The following is an 18,962-nucleotide window of genomic DNA, read 5'->3' on the forward strand; positions in this document are numbered from 1 at the left end:
ACGATGGAAAAGTGCTTCACCCACCCAGACGAACGGCGCCACGCCAAACCCCCAACTATTTTTTGTCATGGTTCATCTGCGCGTCGAGGTAGTCGTGGGCGCGCTTGAGTTCGTGCTCGACCACGCGTAGGGAGAGGCCCAGCCGCTGCGCCACGTCCTTCTGCTGCAGCCCCTCCCAGCGCACCAGCATCAGGATCGTGCGGCGGCGCTCGGGCATGCGGTCGATGAACTTCAGCAGGCTCGTCACCTCGGAGCGCAGCTCGGCCGTGCGCGCGGGTCCGGGCGCCGGATCCGACAGTTCCATCAGCGACTGCACCTCGTCGATCGACAGCGAGCGGCTCTGGCGGCGCTGGATGTCCATCGCGATGTTGACGGCCACGCGCACCAGGTAGCTGCCCGGGCTCTGGATCGCGTCCTCCTCCTCGCGGCTCTGCAGCCGCAGCCAGGTGTCCTGCAGCGCGTCGCCGGCCAGGTCGCTGTTGCCCAGCAGCCGCGTCACGCGCCGCTTGAGGCTGGCGTAGTGCCGCGACAGGTAGTCCGACAGGATCGGGCGCGCGTCCTCGGTCATGGCCGGTTCTCGCAGCGCGGCGCGTCGGGGTCGGCGGGGTCGCGCGGCAGCAGCACCAGGGTCAGCGGCTGCGCCATCGCGGGCGGCGGCGCGCGGTCCACGCGCACGCGCTGCAGGGCCTCGCGCACCGCGGCGTCGCGGCGCGCATTGCCGGTCGAGGTCAGCAGGCGCGGCTTCTGCAGCGCACCGGTGGCATCGACCTCGAAGCGCAGCAGGGTGCGGTAGCCGCCGGGCGCGGTGCGTGCATCGGCGCACAGGGCCTGCCAGACGCGCGCCTGCACCCAGGCGCCGTAGTCGGTGTCCACGCCGTCCGCGGCCGGGCGCGCCGCCAGCGCGCGCGCGTCGACCGGCTTCAGCACGAAGGCATCGGCCGGCCCGTCGCGCATGCTTTCGGCGGCCAGGCCCGTGCCCTCGAGCAGCAGGCGCAGCGCGGTTTCGGGTGCGTGGTGGCCGCGCACGGCGGCCGAGGTGCGGCCGCTCACGGCCGCGCTGTCGAACAGCGCCGGACGGCCCGACTGCAGCGCATAGCGCTGCAGCGCGGCGGCCAGGGGCTGCGCCGCGATGTCGAAATCGACGCCGGGCGCGGCGGCCTCGGGCAGGGCGGCCGCGTCATCCACGCGCGCCGCGTCGCCATCGGCGGCCGCGGGCCATGCGGGCATCCAGAGCCCGCACAGCAGCGACAGCGCCAGGGCATGGCGCTGCCCACGGGCGGCGAGCGGGCGCACCCTGCGAGGAGACGAATCGAGCCGGCAAGGTGGGTGCGCCATTCTGGAAGCCCGCCATCCTCGCGCCCGAATATGACGTCGGTGCTACACCAAAGCATTCCTGGTGCCCGGCAGCGGATGCGCGGATCGGGCAATATCGCCGGCTCGCCCCGGGGGGCCGGCCGCCGGGCCGAAGCGCCCTCTTCCGTCATTCCAAGAAAGAAAGGCTCACGCCATGACCTCCCTCGCCGACTTCCCGATCACCCAGAAGTGGCCCGCCCAGCACCCCGAGCGGCTGCAGCTCTACTCGCTGCCCACGCCCAACGGCGTGAAGGTCTCGATCATGCTGGAGGAGATCGGCCTGCCCTACGAGCCGCACCTCGTGAGCTTCGGCAGCAACGACCAGATGTCGGAGGCCTTTCTCTCGCTGAACCCCAACAACAAGATCCCCGCGATCATCGATCCCGATGGCCCGGGCGGAAAGCCGCTGCCGCTGTTCGAGTCGGGCGCGATCCTGTTCTACCTGGCCGAGAAGACCGGCAAGCTGCTGAGCGCCGACCCCGCGAAGCGCTACGAGACCCTGCAGTGGGTGATGTTCCAGATGGGCGGCATCGGCCCGATGTTCGGCCAGCTCGGTTTCTTCCACAAGTTCGCCGGCAAGGAGTTCGAGGACAAGCGCCCGCGCGACCGCTACGTGGCCGAATCGAAGCGCCTGCTCGGCGTGCTCGACAAGCACCTGGCCGGCCGCGAATGGATCATGGGCGACGACTACAGCATCGCCGACATCGCGAGCTTCCCGTGGATCCGCAACCTGATCGGCTTCTACGAGGCGCGCGAGCTGGTCGGCTTCGACAGCTTCCCGAACGTGGCGCGCGTGCTCGAGCGCTTCGTGGCGCGGCCCGCGGTGATCGCGGGGCTGACGATTCCGAAGGCGGCGTGATGCCTAGGGCGAGGTGCGCGCGCGTTCGGTCGCCACGCACCCGGGCCGGCGCTTCTTCATCACGACGCGCCCGAAGGGTCGAGCGGCCCCCGTCCGCGGCTCAGTGCGCGGCCAGCTCGGGTTCCGAAGCGGACTCTCGCGGCACTTCGTAGAGATGGAACGGTGGCACGTCGGGCCGGCTGCGCTGCAGCAGCGGCTTGGCGACGTTGTAGACCGGCGTGCCGTTGATGGTGCGGCCCTCGAGCGTGCCGCGGTGCGCATGGCCGTGGAACACGGCATCGATCGGGTAGCGCAGCAGCGGCTCCTCGAGCCTGCTGCTGCCGAGGAAGGCGAAGATCTCGCTCGGCTCGCCCTGCACCGTGCCCACGATCGGCGCGTAATGCAGCATCGCGATGCGGCGCCGGGTGCGCAGCTTGGCGAGCGCCGACTCGAGCTTCATCGCCTCGTTGAGCGCCTCCTGCACGAACATCTTGATCGCAGGCTCGCCCCAGGCGCCGAGCGAGGCGCGGCCGAAGCCGCCAGCGAAGCCCTTGACGCCCGCGATGCCCACGCCCTCGATCTCGCAGGCAGAGCCGTCGAGCATGCGCACGCCGATCCGCGTCAACGCCTCGTTCACCACCTCGGGCGTGCCCGACTCGAAGTCGTGGTTGCCCAGCACGGCGACGATCGGGATCGAGAGGCCGCCGAGCTCCTCGGCCAGCACCCGCGCCTCCTCCGCCGTGCCGTAGTCGGTCAGGTCGCCGCACAACAGCAGCGCGTCGGCCTCGTCGGCGGCCTGGGCGAAGAAGTCGCGCAGCGAACCCGCGGAGTCCTTCTGCACATGGATGTCGCCGACGGCGGCGAAGCGGACATGGGTGGATGATTTGGGAGTAGGCATGCAACCCACCGTGCACCCCGCCGCCGCGCGCCGTCATCGGCCTCATCCCGCTGCGCTTGTAGGCGCCCGTCTGACATTCGATGGGGCCCTTTGCCCCTGCCCTGCCTCCGGCGCGGCGGCATTCACTGCGTGCATGACGCCCTCCACCATGCTCGCGCCCTCGCTCGAAGACGAAGTCGAGCCGCGGGTGGCCGATTTCTACCGGCGCGCGCTGCGCGCGCTCGACGAGGCCGGCATTCCGTTCCTCGTCGGCGGCGCGTTCGCGCAGGCCTGCTACACCGGCATCCGCCGCTCGACCAAGGACCTCGACCTCTTCATCCGCCGCGAGGACTACGAGCGCATCGCGCAGGTCGCGCTTCGGCACGGCTGGCGCACCGAGATGACCTTTCCGCACTGGCTCGGCAAGGTCTACGACGGCCAGGAGTTCATCGACCTGATCTTCAATTCGGGCAACGGCCTCATGCCGGTGGACGCGCGCTGGTTCCACGGCAACTGCCGCGCCGACGTGCTCGGCGTTTCCGTCTGCGTCGCCAACGTGGAGGACTGCCTGGTGTCGAAGGCCTTCATCATGGAACGCGAGCGCTACGACGGCGGCGACATCGCGCACCTGCTGCAGGTCAACGCGCAACGGCTCGACTGGCCAGGGCTGCTGGAGCGCTTCGGCGCGCACTGGCGCGTGCTGCTCGCGCACCTGACGCTGTTCGGCTACATCTATCCCGCCGAGCGCGACCACGTGCCCGGCTGGGTCATGACGATGCTGATGGGCCGCCTCGCCGGTGAGCTGCGCACGACCGAGGCCCCGGGGGACAACGTGTGCGCCGGCACCTTGCTCTCGCGCGAGCAGTTCCTGCACGACATCGAGCGGCTCGGCTATGTCGATGGACGCCTCACGCCCGCGAGCACGATGACGCCCGAGGACATCGCGGTGTGGACCGAGGCGATTCCCGCGCGGGCCGAGGCCCAGGGCGGGAAGCCCCCGGACTGAAGCCTCACCACTTCACGCGAATGCCCAGGCCCGCATTGACCGAGCTGCCCACGCGCGCCACACCGCCCGAGGCCCACTGCTTGCCCAGTTCGCCATACAGGCTCGTGCGCTGGCTCAGTGCCAGCGTGAAGCCCGCTGCCAGCTCGGTGCTCGTGCCGCCGATCGGTGCGCCCACCGGCGTGATCGCCGCCGGGTTCACGAAGCGCGCGATGTCGTTGCCCTTCGAGCTGCGATAGACATTCAGGCGCGCATAGGGCTGCAGCGTGCCCGCGCTCGTCGCGAAGCTGCCCTTGATGCGCACGCCCGCGCGCGCGGTCCAGCTGCTGTCGGCGTCCTGCTGCACCAGCGCACCCGGGATCGCCACGTCGTCCAGCCGCAGGCGCTGATGGATCAGCTGCAATTGCGGCTCCACCGACCAGCCACCCGAGCCGATCGCGAAGGCCCTGCCGACTTCGATCGAGGCCAGGAAGCTGTTGCCCTTGCCCGTGACACCAGCGCTCAGTTGCGGCTGCACCGTGTAGCGATGGCGGCCGGCCTGCAGCACCGTGTCGGCATAGAAGCCATCGTCGCTCGTGAACGTGCCGTACAGGCCCAGGTACTGGCTGCGCAGGTCGTTGCGACCCGCTGCGCCGTTCAGGAGCCCGCTGCTGAAGCCGCTGACACGCGTATCGCCCTCGAGCTGGCCCACGTAGATGCCCGCGCGCCAGTTCGCATTGGCCCACAGGTCGGTACCGGCCTGCAGCCCGCTCACGCGGCCCTCGGCATGCGGCGAGACGGTGCCGCCCTGGCGGATGTCCATGTCGGTGGAGATCAGACGGCCCCAGGCGCGACGGTTGCTGCCATCCACGCTCGTGCTCGCGCCGCCGCTGCCGCGCACGTCGTCGTCGCCGATGCGCTGGCTCAGGCTGGCGAGCATGCCGAGGTTGCTCTGGCGCAATTGGTTCGGCAGGGCAGCGAACAATGAAGCTTCGGCGCGGTACGTCGGCAGCGAGGCTCCGGGTTCTGCTTCTGTGCGCAGGTACCAGTTCTCGCCCTCGCCGCCTGCGTCGCCCGCGTACAGGCGGTACTCGTAGGCGCCGGCGTCGACGCGGCCGCCCGAGAGCACGAAGGCGTCCTTGCTGGTCTGCGCGGTGGTGGTCGCGCCGTTCTTCGCGCTGATCAGCTCGATACCCGCGCCGCTGGTGCGTGCGCCCAGGCCGCCTAGGTTGGTGACCTGCACTGTGGTCTTGCCGCTCGCGCTGGCCGATGCACCGTCGAGCACGAGGCGGTCGGCGATGCCTGGGTTGTCGAGCTTCGCGCCGAGGCGCAGCACGCCGTTGTTGCCGACGTAGGGGCCGGTCAGCGTCAAGGTGGTTCCGGGGACCGTGCCCAGCAGGGAGACGGTGCCGGCGTTGGTGAGGCCGGCCATCTTCTGGCTGAAGCCGCCGAGGTCGAGGGTGGCGCCGCTGGCGACGACGGCGCTCGAGGCCGCGCTGAAGGCGTTGGTGGCGCCGGCCTTCAGGGTGCCGCCGGTCACGCGGGTCTCGCCAGCGTAGTTGGCAGTGCCTGCCAGCGTGAGCGTGCCTGCGCCGACCTTGACGAGCGAGCCCGTCGTACCAGTGATGGCACCCGAGATCGTGTTGTCGCCGCCGATGGCGCCGGTGGTCAGCGTCTTCGCGCCGAGCACCACATCGCCCGCGCCACTGAGCGAGCCGATGCTCGTGCCCGTGGTCGTGAGGTCGATGCGCACCTGGCCGCCCGCCGCGTTGGTCACCGTGGCGCCCGCGGCACTCGCGGTGTCTTGTAGTCGCAGCGTGCCGGCGTTGGCGATCGCGAGCTTGCCCGCATCGGCCTTGCCACCGAACTGCAGCGTGGCACCTGAGGCCACGCTTGCCGCGCCGCTGCCGAATGCGCCTGTCACATCGGTGGCAAGCGTGCCAGCGTCAACCAACGTGCCGCCGCTGTAGCTGTTGGCGCTGCTCAAGGTCAGCGTGCCCGCGCCGATCTTGCGCAGCTTGCCCGTGCCGCTCATCACGCCCGCATAAGTGCCGGCCGTCTTGCCCTGGTCGAACGCCACCTCGGCGTTGTTGACGATAGTGCCCTGCAGGCTCGTCGCGCTGCCCTGCAGCACACCACCCTTGACGGTGGTGCCACCGGTATAGGTGTTGGTGCCACCGAGGATCAGCCGACCCGCGTCCTCCTTCGAGATGCCGCCCGTGCCGCTCAGCGCGACATTGAGCGTGGCCGTCATGGCCGCACCGGCAGCCGTCCCATCGCCCACGCGGATCACCGAGTTGGCGTTGTCCACCACGATGCCATCGCCCTGCACCACATAGCCATCGGTCGCGAACTGCGCACCGGCGATGCGCACCGCACCGCCAACAGCGTCCACGGTCACGGTGCCGGCTTTGCCGCCGAACACCGCGAACTGGTTCTGTGTCCAGTTGGCGTTGAGCTTGCCGTCCATGTCGGTCCAGCCATCCATCGAGGGCTGCGGGTTGCCCACGCGCCAGGTGCCGCTGCCGCCGGCCACCTGGCCGTCGTTGTACTTGGTGCTGTCGCCGCCATCCCAGAAGTTCAGCGACAGGCCCGCGCGGTTCACCAGGTTGACCTGGTTCGCCACCGAGGTCTGCACCTGCAGATCCGCCACCTTCGCAGAGCCCGGCACGGTGCCGATGTCCAGGCCGTTGTCGGTGAAGCTGCCGCCGTAGCTCATCAAGCGATACAGGCCGGGGCCGAAGCTGCCGCCGGCCGACTGCGCGATGTTCAGCGTGCCGTCGAGGTTCAGGTTGCCGGTGACGTTGATCAGGTCGTTGAGCGCGCCGCCAGGAACGCCGGCCTGGCCGAGTTCGTAGTTCAGCGTGGAGCCGCTCGCGAGCGTGAGCGCGCCCACGGTCAGCGTGCCGGGGCTGTTGCCCGCGGCAAGGATGCCGCCCTTGTCGACGGTGACCGCGCCCGCGATGCTGCCGCTGCCCGCGAGCGTCGCGCCACTCTGGATCTGAACCGCACCCGTGCCCGTGGCACTGCCGCTCTTGTTGTTCACGCTCAGCGTGCCCGCACCCACCGTGGTGCCGCCGGTGTAGCTGTTCGCCCCCGTCAGCGTCAGCGTGCCGCTGCCCACCTTGACCACCGAACCACCCGTGCCGCTGATCGTGCCCGACAGCGTGGCGTTGTCGCCGCTGGCGCCCAGCGTCAGCGCCTTGGCGCCGAGCACGAGGTCGCCGGCGCCGCCGATCGAGCCGAAGCTCACGCCGGTCGTCGCCTGATCGATGCGCACTTGCGCGCCGGCCTGGTTGAGCACCGTGGCCTTGTCGGCCGAGGCGTCGTCCGCGAAGGCCAGCACGCCGCCCGCGGCGTTGGTGAGGGTCGACGTGCCCGCGCTCGCCTTGTCCTGGAAGCGCACCGTGCCCTGGTTGCCGATGGCCGTGGTGCCTGCATCGAAACTGCCACCCAGTTGCAGCGTGCCGCCCGAGGCCACGCTCGCTGCGCCGCTTCCGAGGGCGCCGGTCACGTCGGTGGCCAGCGTGCCTGCGTCGACGAAGGTGCCGCCTGCGTAGCTGTTGGCGCTGGTCAAGGTCAGCGTGCCCGTGCCGATCTTGCGCAGCTTGCCCGTGCCGCTCATCGTGCCCGCGTAGCTGCCGGTCTTGGCCTGGTCGAACACGACCTCGGCGTCGTTGACGATGCCGCCTTGCAGGCTCGCCGTATCGCCTTGCAGCACACCGGCCTTGACCGTGGTGCCACCGGTGTAGGTGTTGGTGCCACCGAGGATCAGGCGACCCACGTCGTCCTTCACCAGACCACCGGCACCAGTCAGCGCGACGTTCACCGTGGCCGTGCGATCGACGTCCGTGCCCGAGCCATCGCCCACGCGCACCACCGTGCCCGAAGCGCCGAGCTCGATCGCATCGCCCTGCAGCACATAGCCGTCGGCCGCGAACTGCGCGCCATTGATGCGCACCGTGCCGCCCGCGTTGCTGACCGTGACCGTGCCACCCGTGCCGCCGAAGACCGCGAACTGGTCCTGTGCCCAGGCCGCGTTGATCTTGCCGTCGGCACCGGTCCAGCCGTCGCCCGGCACGCCCACACGCCAGGTGCCCGCGCCGCCGGCGATCTTGCCGTCGTTGTACTTCGTGTTGTCGCCGCCGTCCCAGAAGTTCAGCGACAGGCCCGTGCGATTCACGAGATTGACCTGCTGCGCCAGCGAGGTCTGCACCTGCAGGTCCTTGGCCGCGATCGGCGCGCTGCCGATGTCCAGGCCGTTGTCGGTCAGGCTGCCGGTGTAGTCGATCAGGCGGTAGATGCCCGCGCCGAACACGCCGCCCTTCGATTGCGCCACGTTGAGCGTGCCGTCGAGCTGCAGGTTGCCGTTGACCTGGACGCGGTCGTTGAGCGCGCCGCCCACGGTGTTCGCTTGACCGAGGTCATAGTTGAGCACCGCACCATCGGCGAGGCTCAGGCTACCGAGCGTGAGCGTGCCGACGCCTGCATTGCCGGCCGACAGCACACCGCCCTTGGCGATGCTCACCGCACCCGCCACGCTGCCATTGCCCGCGAGCGTTGCGCCGCCCTGCACCTGCACCGCGCCGGTGCCGGTCGCGCTGCCACTCGTGTTGTTCACGGCCAGCGTGCCGCCCGCCACCGTCGTGCCACCGGTATAGGTATTGGCACCGTTCAGGCCGAGCGTGCCGCCGCCGACCTTCACGACCGACCCGCCGTTGCCGCTGATCGTGCCCGACAGCGTGGTGCTCGTGTTCAAGCCACCCGTGGTCAGCGCCTTCGCACCCAGCTGCACGTCGCCCGCGCCCTCGAGCGAGCCGATCGACACGCCGGCCGTGCTGAGCTTGCTGATGCGCAGCAGCGCCCCCGCGTTGTTCACCACCGTCGCCTGGTCCGCACTCGCACGGTCCGCGAAATCGATCACCCCACCGCTCTCATTGACCAGGCGCGCCTGCCCGGCGCTCGCGTCGTCGAGCAGGTTGACCTGTCCGCCGGCGAAGTTCGTGATCTGCGCCTTGCCGCCATTCGCGTTGAACCACAGCGTGGTCGAGCCGCCGCGGTTCTCGATCACCGCATTGCCCGCGCTCGAGGCGTCGCGGAATTCGACCGCGGCCCCCTGGTTCACCGTGATGCTCGCGTTGCCGGCCGAGCTGCTGTCGCGGAACGCGACGAAGCCGCCGTTGTCGGTCTGTGCCTTGCCGCGTGCGGCCACGGTGATCGCGAGCGCGCCCGCTTCGGCTGTGTTGGTGAAGGCCAGCGAGGCGTTGTCCGCCACGGACACCGGGCCGCTGCCCAGTGCGCCCGTGACCAGGGCCTCGACCGCGCCGGTGGCGACGTCGGTGCCGCCGGCATATGCATTGCCCGCACCGAGCTGCAAGGTGCCCGCGCCGATCTTGCGCAGGCTGCCCACGCCGCTCACGGTGCCGTTGAGCGCGACGGTCCGGTCGATGTCGAAGCTGTTGACACCCGCACCCAGGCTCACGGCGCGCGTCCCGGCGGTGTCGCCGGTCACGTGCAGGGTGGTGCCCTCGAGCACGAGGCCACCCGTGGCCGCGCCGAGGTTGGCGTCCGAAGCGATCTGCAGGATGCCGCCCTTGACGGTGGTGCCGCCGCTGTAGCTGTTGCTGCCATCGAGCACCAGGGTGCCCTGGTCCTCCTTGACCAGGCCGCCCGTGCCGGTCAGCGAGGACGCGATGGTCGCGGTCATGCCCGCGCCGGCCGCGGTGCCGTCGCCCACGCGCACGCTGGTCGCGGCATTGCCGAGCTCGATCGCATCGCCCTGCACGCGGTAGCCGTCGGTGGCGAATTGCGCGCCGGTGATGCGCACCGTGCCGCCCGCGTCATTGACCGTGACAGTGCCGGCAGTGCCGCCGAACACCGCGAACTGGCCTTGCGCCCAGGCCGCATTGATCTTGCCGTCGACACCGGTCCAGCCGTCGCCCGGAATCCCGACACGCCAGGTGCCCGAGCCGCCGGCCACCTGGCCGTCGTTGTACTTGCTCGCGTCGCCGCCATCCCAGAAGTTCAGCGACAGCCCCGCGCGGTTGATCAGGTTGACCTGCTGCGCCACCGAGGTCTGCACCTGCAGGTCGGTCTTGGCGCCGGGTGCGGTGCCGATGTCCAGGCCGTTGTCGGTCAGGCTGCCCGTGTAGCTGATGAGCCGGTACAGGCCCGCGCCGAAGCTGCCGCCCGCGGACTGCGCCACGTTGAGCGTGCCGTCGAGCTGCAGGTTGCCGTTGACGTTGACGAGGTCGTTGAGCGGACCGCCGACGGTGTTGGCCTGGCCGAGCTGGTAGTTCAGCGTCGCGCCATCGGCCAGGCTCAGGCTGCCGAGCGTCAAGGTGCCGGGGCCCCCATTGCCCGCAGACAGCGCGCCGCCCTTGGCGATGCTCACCGCGCCCGCGATGCTGCCGCTGCCCGACAGCACCGCGCCGCCGAGGATCTGCACCGCACCCGTGCCGGTCGCGCTGCCGCTCGCGTTGTTCACCGCGAGCGTGCCCGCGGCGACGGTGGTGCCGCCGGTGTAGCTGTTGGCGCCACTGAGCGTGAGCGTGCCCGCGCCGACCTTGACGACCGAGCCGCCCGTGCCCGAACCCGGCTGCGCGAACACGCTGCCCTTGTCGCTGACGGTGCCCGAGATCGTGTCGCTGCCGCCCAGGCCGCCCACGGTGAGCCGCGTGGCGCCGAGAACGACAGCGCCCGCGCCCGAGAGCGAGCCCAGTTCCACGCCGGTCTTGGCGGTCGAGCCCGAGACATCGACCACGCCGCCCGCGGCATTGGCGACCGTGGCACCCGTGCCCGAGCTGTTGTCGGCGAAGCGCACCAGGCCGCCCGATGCATTGCCGATCTGCGCGCCGCCGGCCGTGGCGTTGCCGCCGAAGCTCAGCTGGCTCTTGCCGCCGTTGGCGATGGTCGCGCTGCCGGCGCTGGCATCCTGGAAGAAGTAGACCGACCCGCCCGCGTTGGCGATGGTCGACGTGCCGGCGCTGGTGTTGCCGCTGAACTGCACCGAGTTCACGCCCGCTGTCTGCCAGCCCGCGCCGTTGAGCGTGATCTTCGAGTTCGCGGCCGTGGCGTTCTGCGCGAAGGCCAGCATGTTGCCGCTGTCCGCGCTCGCGGCACGGCCCACGGTGTAGTCGTTGCCGCCCGCGCTCGCCTTGTCGGTGTAGAGCAGCGTGGTGCCGTTGCCCTGCTGGCGCACCGCGCCGCTGCCGAGCACGCCGCTGGCGGTGGTGGTGATGCTCGCGCCGTCCTGCAGCAGCGTGCCGCCGCTGTAGCTGTTGGCCGCCACCAGGCCCAGGGTGCCACCCTTGCCGGTCACGGTGAGCAGCCCGTTGCCGCTGATGAGGCCGCCCACGCCGAAGACGCTGTTGCCCAGGTCGATGGTGCCGCCGCCCGCGCCCAGCGCGAGTGCGCGCGAGGCGAAGAACGGCGCGGAGCCGGTCGCGATGCGCAAGGTGCCGCCGTCGAGCGCCAGGCCCTTGCCGAACGCACCGAGGTTGTTGTCGGCCGAGATCTGCAGGATGCCGCCCTTGACCGTGGTGCCGCCCGCATAGCTGTTGTTGCCGGTCAGCACCAGCGTGCCGCCGTCGTCCTTCACGAGGCCGCCCGCGCCGCCGATCGACGCCGCGATGGTCGCGGTCATGCCCGCGCTCGCGCTGGAGCCGTCGCCCACGCGCACCACCGTCTGAGGGGCGCTGATGGTGAGCGGGTCGCCGTTGATCGTGTAGCCGTCGACCGCGAACTGCGCGCCGCCCAGGCGCACCGCACCGCCCGCGCCCTTGTTGTCCACCGTGACCGTGCCGGCCTGGCCGCCGAAGATCGCGAAGCCGTCCTGCACCCAGGTGCCGTTGGCCAGCCCGTTGGCGTCGGTCCAGTTGTCGCCGGGCGCGCCCGCGCGCCAGGTGCCCGCGCCGCCCGCGATCTTGCCGTCGTTGAAGTTGGCGCTGTTGCCGCCGTCCCAGAGGTTCAGCACGAGGCCGTCGCTGTTGAGCAGGTTGACCTGGTTCGCCACCGAGGTTTGCACCGAGAGCTTGCCCGTCGGCGCGGTGCCGATGTCCAGCCCGTTGTCGGTCAGCGTGCCCGTGTAGTTGATGAGGCGGTACAGCCCCGCGCCGAACTTGCCGCCCGCGCTCTCGGCCACGTTGAGCGTGCCGTCGAGCTGCAGGTTGCCGTTGACGTTGATCAGGTCGTTGAGCGAGCCGCCGGCCACGCCGGCCTGGCCCAGCTCGTAGTTGAGCGTCGAGCCGGCATCGAGGCTCAGCGCGCCGACGCTCAGGGTGCCGACGCCGCCATTGCCCGCCGACAAGGTGCCGCCCTTGGCCACCGTGACCGCGCCCGCGATGCTGCCGGTGCCCGTGAGCGTGGCGCCGCCCTGCACCCGCACGGCGCCCGTGCCGGTCGCGCTGCCGCTCGCGTTGTTCGCGGCCAGCGTGCCGGCCGCCACCGTGGTGCCACCGGTGTAGCTGTTGGCCCCGGTGAGCGCCAGCGTTCCGCTGCCCACCTTGACGACCGAGCCACCGGTTCCGCTGATCGTGCCCGACAGGGTGGTGCTGGTGTTGAGCCCACCCGTGGTCAGCGCCTTCGCGCCCAGCAGCACGTCGCCCGCGCCGTCGAGCGCACCGACGCTGGTGCCCGCATTGACGAGGCTGCCGATGTCGAGCTTCGCGCCCGCGTTGTTGACCACCGTGGCCTGGTCGGCGCTCGCGCGGTCGAAGAAGTCGATCAGCCCGCCGCTTTCGTTGACCAGCCGTGCCTGCCCCGCGCTCGCGTCGTCGAACAGACGGATGCGGCCACCCGCGAGGTTGGTGATCTGCGCCTGGCCCGCGCTGGCATTGAGCCGGAAGTCGGTCGAGCCACCGCGGTTCTCGATCACGGCCTTGCCCGCGCTCGAGGTGTTGCGAAATTCGATCGAGGCGCCCTGGTTCGCCACCAGGGTCGCTTCGCCGGCCGAGCTGCCGTTGAGGAACTGCACGAAGCCGCCCTTGTCGGCCGGCGCGCCGCCACTCGCGGCCGCGGTGATCGCGAGCTTGCCCGCCTCGGCCGTATTGGCGAAGACCAGCGTGGCATTGCCCGCCACCGACACCGGCCCGCTGCCGAGCGCGTCCGTCACCGTCGCATTGATCCTGCCCTGCGCGATCTCGGTGCCACCCGTGTAGTCGTTGGCCACGATGAGCTGCAGCAGCCCCGCGCCGGTCTTGCGCAGGCGGCCCGCGCCGCTGACCTTGCCCCCGAGGCTCAGGGTCTCGACCGGGACCACCTCGAAGGTGGCCACACCCGCGCCCAGGCTCACGGCCCGCGTGCCCGAAGCTCCGCCGGTCACGTGCAGCGTGGCGCCGTCCTCGAGCGCGAGGCCGCCCGTCTCCGCGCCGAGGTTGCCGTCGGAAGCGATCTGCAGCACGCCGCCCTTGATGGTGGTGCCGCCGCTGTAGCTGTTGAAGCTGTCGAGCACCAGCGTGCCGAGGTCTTCCTTCACCAGGCCGCCGGTGCCGGTCAGCGCGGACGCGATGGTCGCCGTCATGCCCGCGCCCGCGTTGGTGCCGTCACCCACGCGCACCACCGTCTGGGGTGCGGTGATCGTGAGCGCGTCGCCGTTGATCGTGTAGCCGCTCACCGCGAACTGTGCGCCGCCGAGGCGCACCGGATTCGCACCCACCTGCGTGTCGACCGTGACGGTGCCAGCCTGGCCGCTGAAGACGGCCACGCCGTCCTGCTGCCAGCCTCCGTTGAGCTTGCCGTCGATGCCGGTCCAGCTCGAGGTCGAGCCGCCCGCGCGCCAGGTGCCGCTGCCGCCCGCGACCTTGCCGTCGTTGAAGTTCGCGGGCGTGCTGCCATCCCACAAGGTGAGCGTCACGCCTTCGCTGTTGACCAGGTTGACCTGGTTCGCCACCGCGGTCTGCACCTGCAGGTTCTTCGCGTCGGTCGGCGACGTGCCGATCTCCAGGCCGTTGTCGGTCAGCGTGCCGGTGTAGTCGATGAGGCGGTAGAGGCCGGCGCCGAACTTGCCGCCCGCGGACTGCGCGACGTTGAGCGTGCCGTCGAGCTGCAGGTTGCCGTTGACGCTGATCAGGTCGTTGAGCGTGCCGCCTGCCACGCCGGCCTGGCCGAGCTCGTAGTTCAGCACGGAGCCGGCCGCGAGGTTCAGGCCACCGAGCGTGAGTGTGCCGACGCCGCCCGCCACACCCGCATTACCGGCCGACAGCACGCCGCCGTCGGCGACCGTGACCGTGCCCGCGATGCTGCCGGAGCCCGCGAGCGTGGCGCCCGACTGCACCTGCACGCCGCCGGTGCCGGTGGCGCTGCCGCTCGCGTTGTTCGCGGCGAGCGTGCCCCCCGCCACCGTCGTGCCACCGGTGTAGGTATTGGCACCGTTCAGGCCGAGCGTGCCGCTGCCGACCTTCACGACCGACCCGCCGTTGCCGCTGATCGTGCCCGACAGCATGGTGCTCGTGTTCAACCCGCCGGTGGTCAACGCCTTGGCCCCCAGCTGCACGTCGCCCGCGCCCTCGAGCGAGCCGATGCTCACGCCCGCCGTAGTGAGCTTGCTGATGCGCAGCAGCGCCCCCGCGTCGTTCACCACCGTGGCCTGGTCCGCGCTCGCACGGTCGGCGATGTCGATCACACCGCCGTTCCCATTGACCAGGCGCGCCTGCCCCGCGCTCGCGTCGTCGAGCAGGTTGACCAGCCCGCCGGCGAAATTCGTGATCTGCGCCTTGCCGCCATTCGCGTTGAACCACAGCGTGGTCGAGCCGCCGCGGTTCTCGATCACCGCATTGCCCGCGCTCGAGGCGTCGCGGAACTCGACCGAGGCGCCCTGGTTCGTCGTGATGCTCGCGTCGCCGGCCGAACTGCTGTCGCGGAATGCGACGAAGCCGCCGTTGTCGCCCGGCGCGCCACCGCGCGCGGCCACGGTGATCGCGAGCGCGCCCGCTTCGGCCGTGTTGGTGAAGGCCAGCGAGGCGTTGTCGGCCACGGACACCGGGCCGCTGCCGAGCGCGCCCGTGACCAGGGCCTCGACCGCGCCCGCGGCCACGTCGGTGCCGCCGACGTATGCATTGGCCGCACCGAGCTGCAAGGTGCCCGTGCCGATCTTGCGCAGGCTGCCCGCGCCGCTGACCGTGCCGTCCAGCGCGACGGTCTGGTCGATGTCGAAGCTGTTGACCCCCGTGCCCAGGCTCACGGCGCGCTTGCTGGCCGTGTCGCCCGTCACGTGCAAGGTGGCGCCTTCGAGGGCGAGGCCGCCCCCGACCGCGCCGAGGTTGGCATCCGACGCGATCTGCAGGATGCCGCCCTTGATGGTGGTGCCGCCGCTGTAGCTGTTGCTGCCGTCCAGCACCAGCGTGCCCAGGTCGTCCTTGACCAGGCCGCCCGCGCCGGTGATCTCGGAAGCGATGGTCGCGGTCATGCCCGCACCCGCCGCGGTGCCGTCGCCCACGCGCACCACCGTGGCCGGCGCGCCGATCGTGAGCGCATCGCCGTTGACCGTGTAGCCGTCGACCGCGAACTGCGCGCCGCCGATGCCCACCGGCTTCGCCCCGCCCTGGGTGTCGACCGTGACGATGCCGGCCTGGCCGCTGAAGATGGCCACGCCATCCTGCTGCCAGCCGGCGTTGAGCGCGCCGTCGACGCCGGTCCAGCTCGAGGTCGAGCCCCCTGCGCGCCAGGTGCCGCTGCCGCCGGCGATCTTGCCGTCGTTGAAGTTCGCCGGATCGGCGCCGTCCCACAAGGTGAGCGTCACGCCGTCGCTGTTGACCAGGTTGACCTGGTTCGCGACGCTGGTCTGCACCTGCAGGTTCTTCGCGTCGGTCGGCGCGGTGCCGATCTCCAGGCCGTTGTCGGTCAGCGTGCCGGTGTAGTCGATGAGCCGGTAGAGGCCGGCGCCGAACTTGCCGCCCTGCGACTGCGTCACGTTGAGCGTGCCGTCGAGCTGCAGGTTGCCGTTGACGCTGATCAGGTCGTTGAGCGCCCCGCCCGCCACGCCGGCCTGGCCGAGCTCGTAGTTCAGCGTCGAGCCGGCCGCGAGGTTCAGGCCGCCGACGGTCAGCGTGCCCGCGCCGCCGGCACCGGGCGACAGGATGCCCTCGCCGACGTTCACCGTGCCCGCGATGCTGCCGCTGCCGCCGAGCGTGCCGCCGCCCTGCACCTGCACCGCGCCGCTGCCGGTGGCGCTGCCGCTGGTGTTGGCGACGATCAGCGTGGTGCCCGTGACGGTCGTGCCGCCGCCGTAGGTGTTGGCACCGGTCAGACCCACCGCGCCCGTGCCGGACAACGCGAGCGCGCCGTCGCCGTCGATGGTGCCGGTCAGCGTCAGCGGGTTGCTGCCGTCCACGCCGAGCGTGGCGCCGGCACCCAGCGACACGCCGTTGTTCACCCCGATGTTCACCACGCCGCTGCGCAGGTTCGCGTTGCCGGCCACCAAGAGCTTGCCGCTCCCCAGCGCGAGGCCGTCGCCGAGGCTCAGCGTGCCGCTGTTGAGCGTGGTGCCGCCGGTGAAGCCGTTGGCCTTGCCGAGCGTCAAGGTGCCGGTGCCGCTGTAGATGATGCCCCCGGTGCCCAGGATCTGGCCGCCGAGCGCGATGTCGTTCGCGCCATCGACGTTCAGGTTCGCATTGAGCACCACGTCGTTCGCGAGGTTCACGGCCGCGCTCGCGTCGAGCGCGGCGGTGCCGCTCACCGTCAGGTCGCCCCCGCCGAGCGAGGTGTCGGTGCCCACGCGCAGCGCGCCGGATTGCAGGTCCACCCCGCCCGAGAAGGTGTTCGCGCCACCCAGCGTGAGGCGGCCCGTGCCGTTCTTCGTCAATGCGCGCAGTCCGGTGATCGCGCCGTTGAGCGCGAGGTCGTTGCTGCCGCCGACGGTGAGCGCCGCATTGAGGCGGAAGTCGTTGGCGAGGCTCACCGCCTGGTTCGCCTCGAGCGAGCTCGGGCCGCTGACCGTGACGCCGGCCTGGCCCAGCGCCGTGTCGTTGCCCACGGTGAGCGTGCCGGCGCCGAGGTTGAAGCCACCGGTGAAGGTGTTGGCACCGTTGAGCGTGACGCCCGGCGCGCCGGCCAGGCTGATGCCGCCGGCGCCGCTGATCGTGCCATTGAGCGTGAGCGCGCCGCCGCTGCCGGCCGCGCCGAAGTTCAGCGTGTTGTTGAGCACCACGTTGTTGGCGAGCGTCACGCCGGCCGCGCCGGTCAGCACGGAGGCGCCGTCGATGGTGAGGTCGCCGGTGCCGAGCGCCGTGTTGCTGCCCACGTCCAGCCTGCCGCCGCCCATCGTCGTGCCGCCGCCATAGGTGTTGCTGGCGGCCAGTGCAAGGTTGCCGTTCGACCTCAGGCTGCCGCCGCCCGAGATGGGTGCGCCGAAGGTCAGCGTGCCCGTCCCGTCGAGCGTCAGCGCGCCGCTGAGCTGCACCTGGTTGTTGAGCGTGCCGGTGAAGAAGGTGTTGAGAGCGACATTGCCGCCCACCAGGAACAGGCCCGAGCCGAGCGCACTCGCGTTGCCCAGCGTCAGGCCGCCGCCGTTGAGCGCGAAACCGCCGTTGAAGGTGTTGACGCCGTTCAGCGTGAGCGTACCGGTGCCGTTCTTGGTGAATCCGCTGCCGCCGCTGACGGTGCCGTTCAGCGTGAGGCTGTTGGTGCCCTGCACGATCAGGCCGCTGGTGAGGTTCACGTTCTGCGCCAACGCGAGGCCATCCACCGAGGCCTGCATCGCGCCGCCGCTGCCGGTCAGCGTGCCGGTGCCGAAGGACAGCGCGCTGTCGAAGATCGCGATACCGCCGTTGAGCACGGCGCTGCCGCTGACGACCGGGCCCTGCAGGGTCCAGGTTCCGCTGTTGACCAGGAGGTTCTCGAAGTTGAGGTACTGGGTCGACGAGATCGTGCCGCTGCCCCCGCTGCCCGAGCCCGGGCTGCTGACGGTGTTCTGCAGCACCAGCGTGTCGGTGCCGCCCACGCCCGCATCGACCGTGCCGGCGGCCGCGTAGGCCAGCAAGCTGTTCGCCGCCGTCTGGACCGTGACGCCGGGCAGCGGCCCCAGCCCCCCGTTGATGCTCGAACCGGTGACCGCGATGAAGGTGTCGTCGCGTTCGCCGCTGCCGAGCGCGACGCTGCCGTTGATGGTGCCCGCATTGACGAAGCGGTTGCCGCCGGCGGTCGGACTCTGGAACGCGACCCGACCCGTGATGGTGCCGGTGTTCGTGAAGTTGACGTTGCCGCCGCCGTAGATGCCGACCGCGATGCCATTGATCGGGTCGAAGGCTCCCTGCGCGGCGAGTCCGATCGTGCCCGCGTTGGTGATCGTGCTCTGGCCGGCGTTGGCGATCAGCATGGCGATGCCCGACAGCCCGAAGGTACCGTTGTAGGTGCCTTCGATGCTGCCCTGGTTGTTCACCGCCAGCGCGCCGCTGCCGGGCGCGATCAGGTTGCCGATCGACAGCGCGCGCGCCAGCACCAGCGAGCCCGCCGCATTGGCATCGATCGCACCCAGGTTGGTGAGCGTGATGCCGGTGCCGCCCAAGTTCAACGCCGTGCCGCCGGGCAGCGTGCTCATGACCGCGCCGGCCTGCACCGTGACGTTGAGACCGTTCGCGTTGCTCAGGAAGCTGTTGGGATTGGGCGGCAGCAGGATCGGCGCGCCGGTGCAGCTGACGAAGGCGCCGTCTCCCGGCGCGGCCGGCGTGCAGGCGGCCCAGGCCGCACCGCCCGCGAGCTGCAGCGCACCGAACACCCCGAGTGCCGGAAGCATGCCGATCCTGGTCAGCCCCACGAGACGTGTCGCGCGGCCCGCACGCCGGCTGGTGCTGCGCTTGCCGCGCGCACGCGTCGTTTCCGAGACGGCCACCCAGGCGCCGATCGCGGCATTCCAGATCGTCTTGTAGGCGCTGTTCATGAACGGCTCGCTTCCGTGGTCGGCGTGCGGAAGGCGCTTC

At 70.9% G+C, this 18,962-nt stretch carries 6 protein-coding genes; 2 read left to right on the plus strand and 4 right to left on the minus strand.

Annotated elements, in window-relative coordinates:
• Positions 1 to 55: 55 nt before the first annotated feature.
• Together BM109_RS17935 and BM109_RS17940 are read right to left on the minus strand one after the other, a co-directional pair.
• The gene (locus BM109_RS17935; RefSeq protein WP_093344983.1) at positions 56 to 568 is read right to left on the minus strand and encodes an RNA polymerase sigma factor; all 513 of its coding nucleotides are present in this window, start codon (positions 566 to 568) and stop codon (positions 56 to 58) included.
• Positions 565 to 1,293, minus strand: coding sequence for a secretin and TonB N-terminal domain-containing protein (locus BM109_RS17940; protein ID WP_093344987.1), 729 nt, complete (start codon positions 1,291 to 1,293; stop codon positions 565 to 567). The genes BM109_RS17935 and BM109_RS17940 overlap by 4 nt, the downstream gene beginning before the upstream one ends.
• A 214-nt stretch (positions 1,294 to 1,507) precedes the next feature.
• Between BM109_RS17940 and BM109_RS17945 the strand changes: the two genes are divergently transcribed.
• Positions 1,508 to 2,212, plus strand: coding sequence for a glutathione binding-like protein (locus tag BM109_RS17945; RefSeq protein WP_093344989.1), 705 nt, complete (start codon positions 1,508 to 1,510; stop codon positions 2,210 to 2,212).
• A gap of 100 nt (positions 2,213 to 2,312) precedes the next feature.
• Here BM109_RS17945 and BM109_RS17950 read toward each other — a convergent pair whose 3' ends face one another.
• Positions 2,313 to 3,089 carry a metallophosphoesterase family protein gene (locus tag BM109_RS17950; protein ID WP_093344992.1) on the minus strand — a complete coding sequence of 259 codons (777 nt, stop codon included), beginning with the start codon at positions 3,087 to 3,089 and terminating at the stop codon, positions 2,313 to 2,315.
• Positions 3,090 to 3,222: 133 nt separating this feature from the next.
• On the opposite strand from BM109_RS17950, the gene BM109_RS17955 reads away from it, so the two are divergent.
• Positions 3,223 to 4,074 carry a nucleotidyltransferase gene (locus BM109_RS17955; protein WP_093344995.1) on the plus strand — a complete coding sequence of 284 codons (852 nt, stop codon included), beginning with the start codon at positions 3,223 to 3,225 and terminating at the stop codon, positions 4,072 to 4,074.
• Between the two features lie 4 nt (positions 4,075 to 4,078).
• Here BM109_RS17955 and BM109_RS17960 read toward each other — a convergent pair whose 3' ends face one another.
• Entirely contained in the window at positions 4,079 to 18,922 is a 14,844-nt protein-coding gene (locus tag BM109_RS17960; protein WP_177239373.1) for an autotransporter-associated beta strand repeat-containing protein, read from the minus strand.
• Positions 18,923 to 18,962 lie beyond the last annotated feature (40 nt).

Source organism: Variovorax sp. PDC80 (genome assembly GCF_900115375.1).
Taxonomy (GTDB): Bacteria; Pseudomonadota; Gammaproteobacteria; order Burkholderiales; family Burkholderiaceae_C; genus Variovorax.

Bases quoted from the DNA above. Each gene is read 5' to 3' on its own strand.
- BM109_RS17945 (WP_093344989.1), top strand. From the start codon at position 1,508: ATGACCTCCCTCGCCGACTTCCCGATCACCCAGAAGTGGCCCGCCCAG.
- BM109_RS17955 (WP_093344995.1), top strand. From the start codon at position 3,223: ATGACGCCCTCCACCATGCTCGCGCCCTCGCTCGAAGACGAAGTCGAG.
- BM109_RS17935 (WP_093344983.1), bottom strand. From the start codon at position 568: ATGACCGAGGACGCGCGCCCGATCCTGTCGGACTACCTGTCGCGGCAC.
- BM109_RS17950 (WP_093344992.1), bottom strand. From the start codon at position 3,089: ATGCCTACTCCCAAATCATCCACCCATGTCCGCTTCGCCGCCGTCGGC.
- BM109_RS17960 (WP_177239373.1), bottom strand. From the start codon at position 18,922: ATGAACAGCGCCTACAAGACGATCTGGAATGCCGCGATCGGCGCCTGG.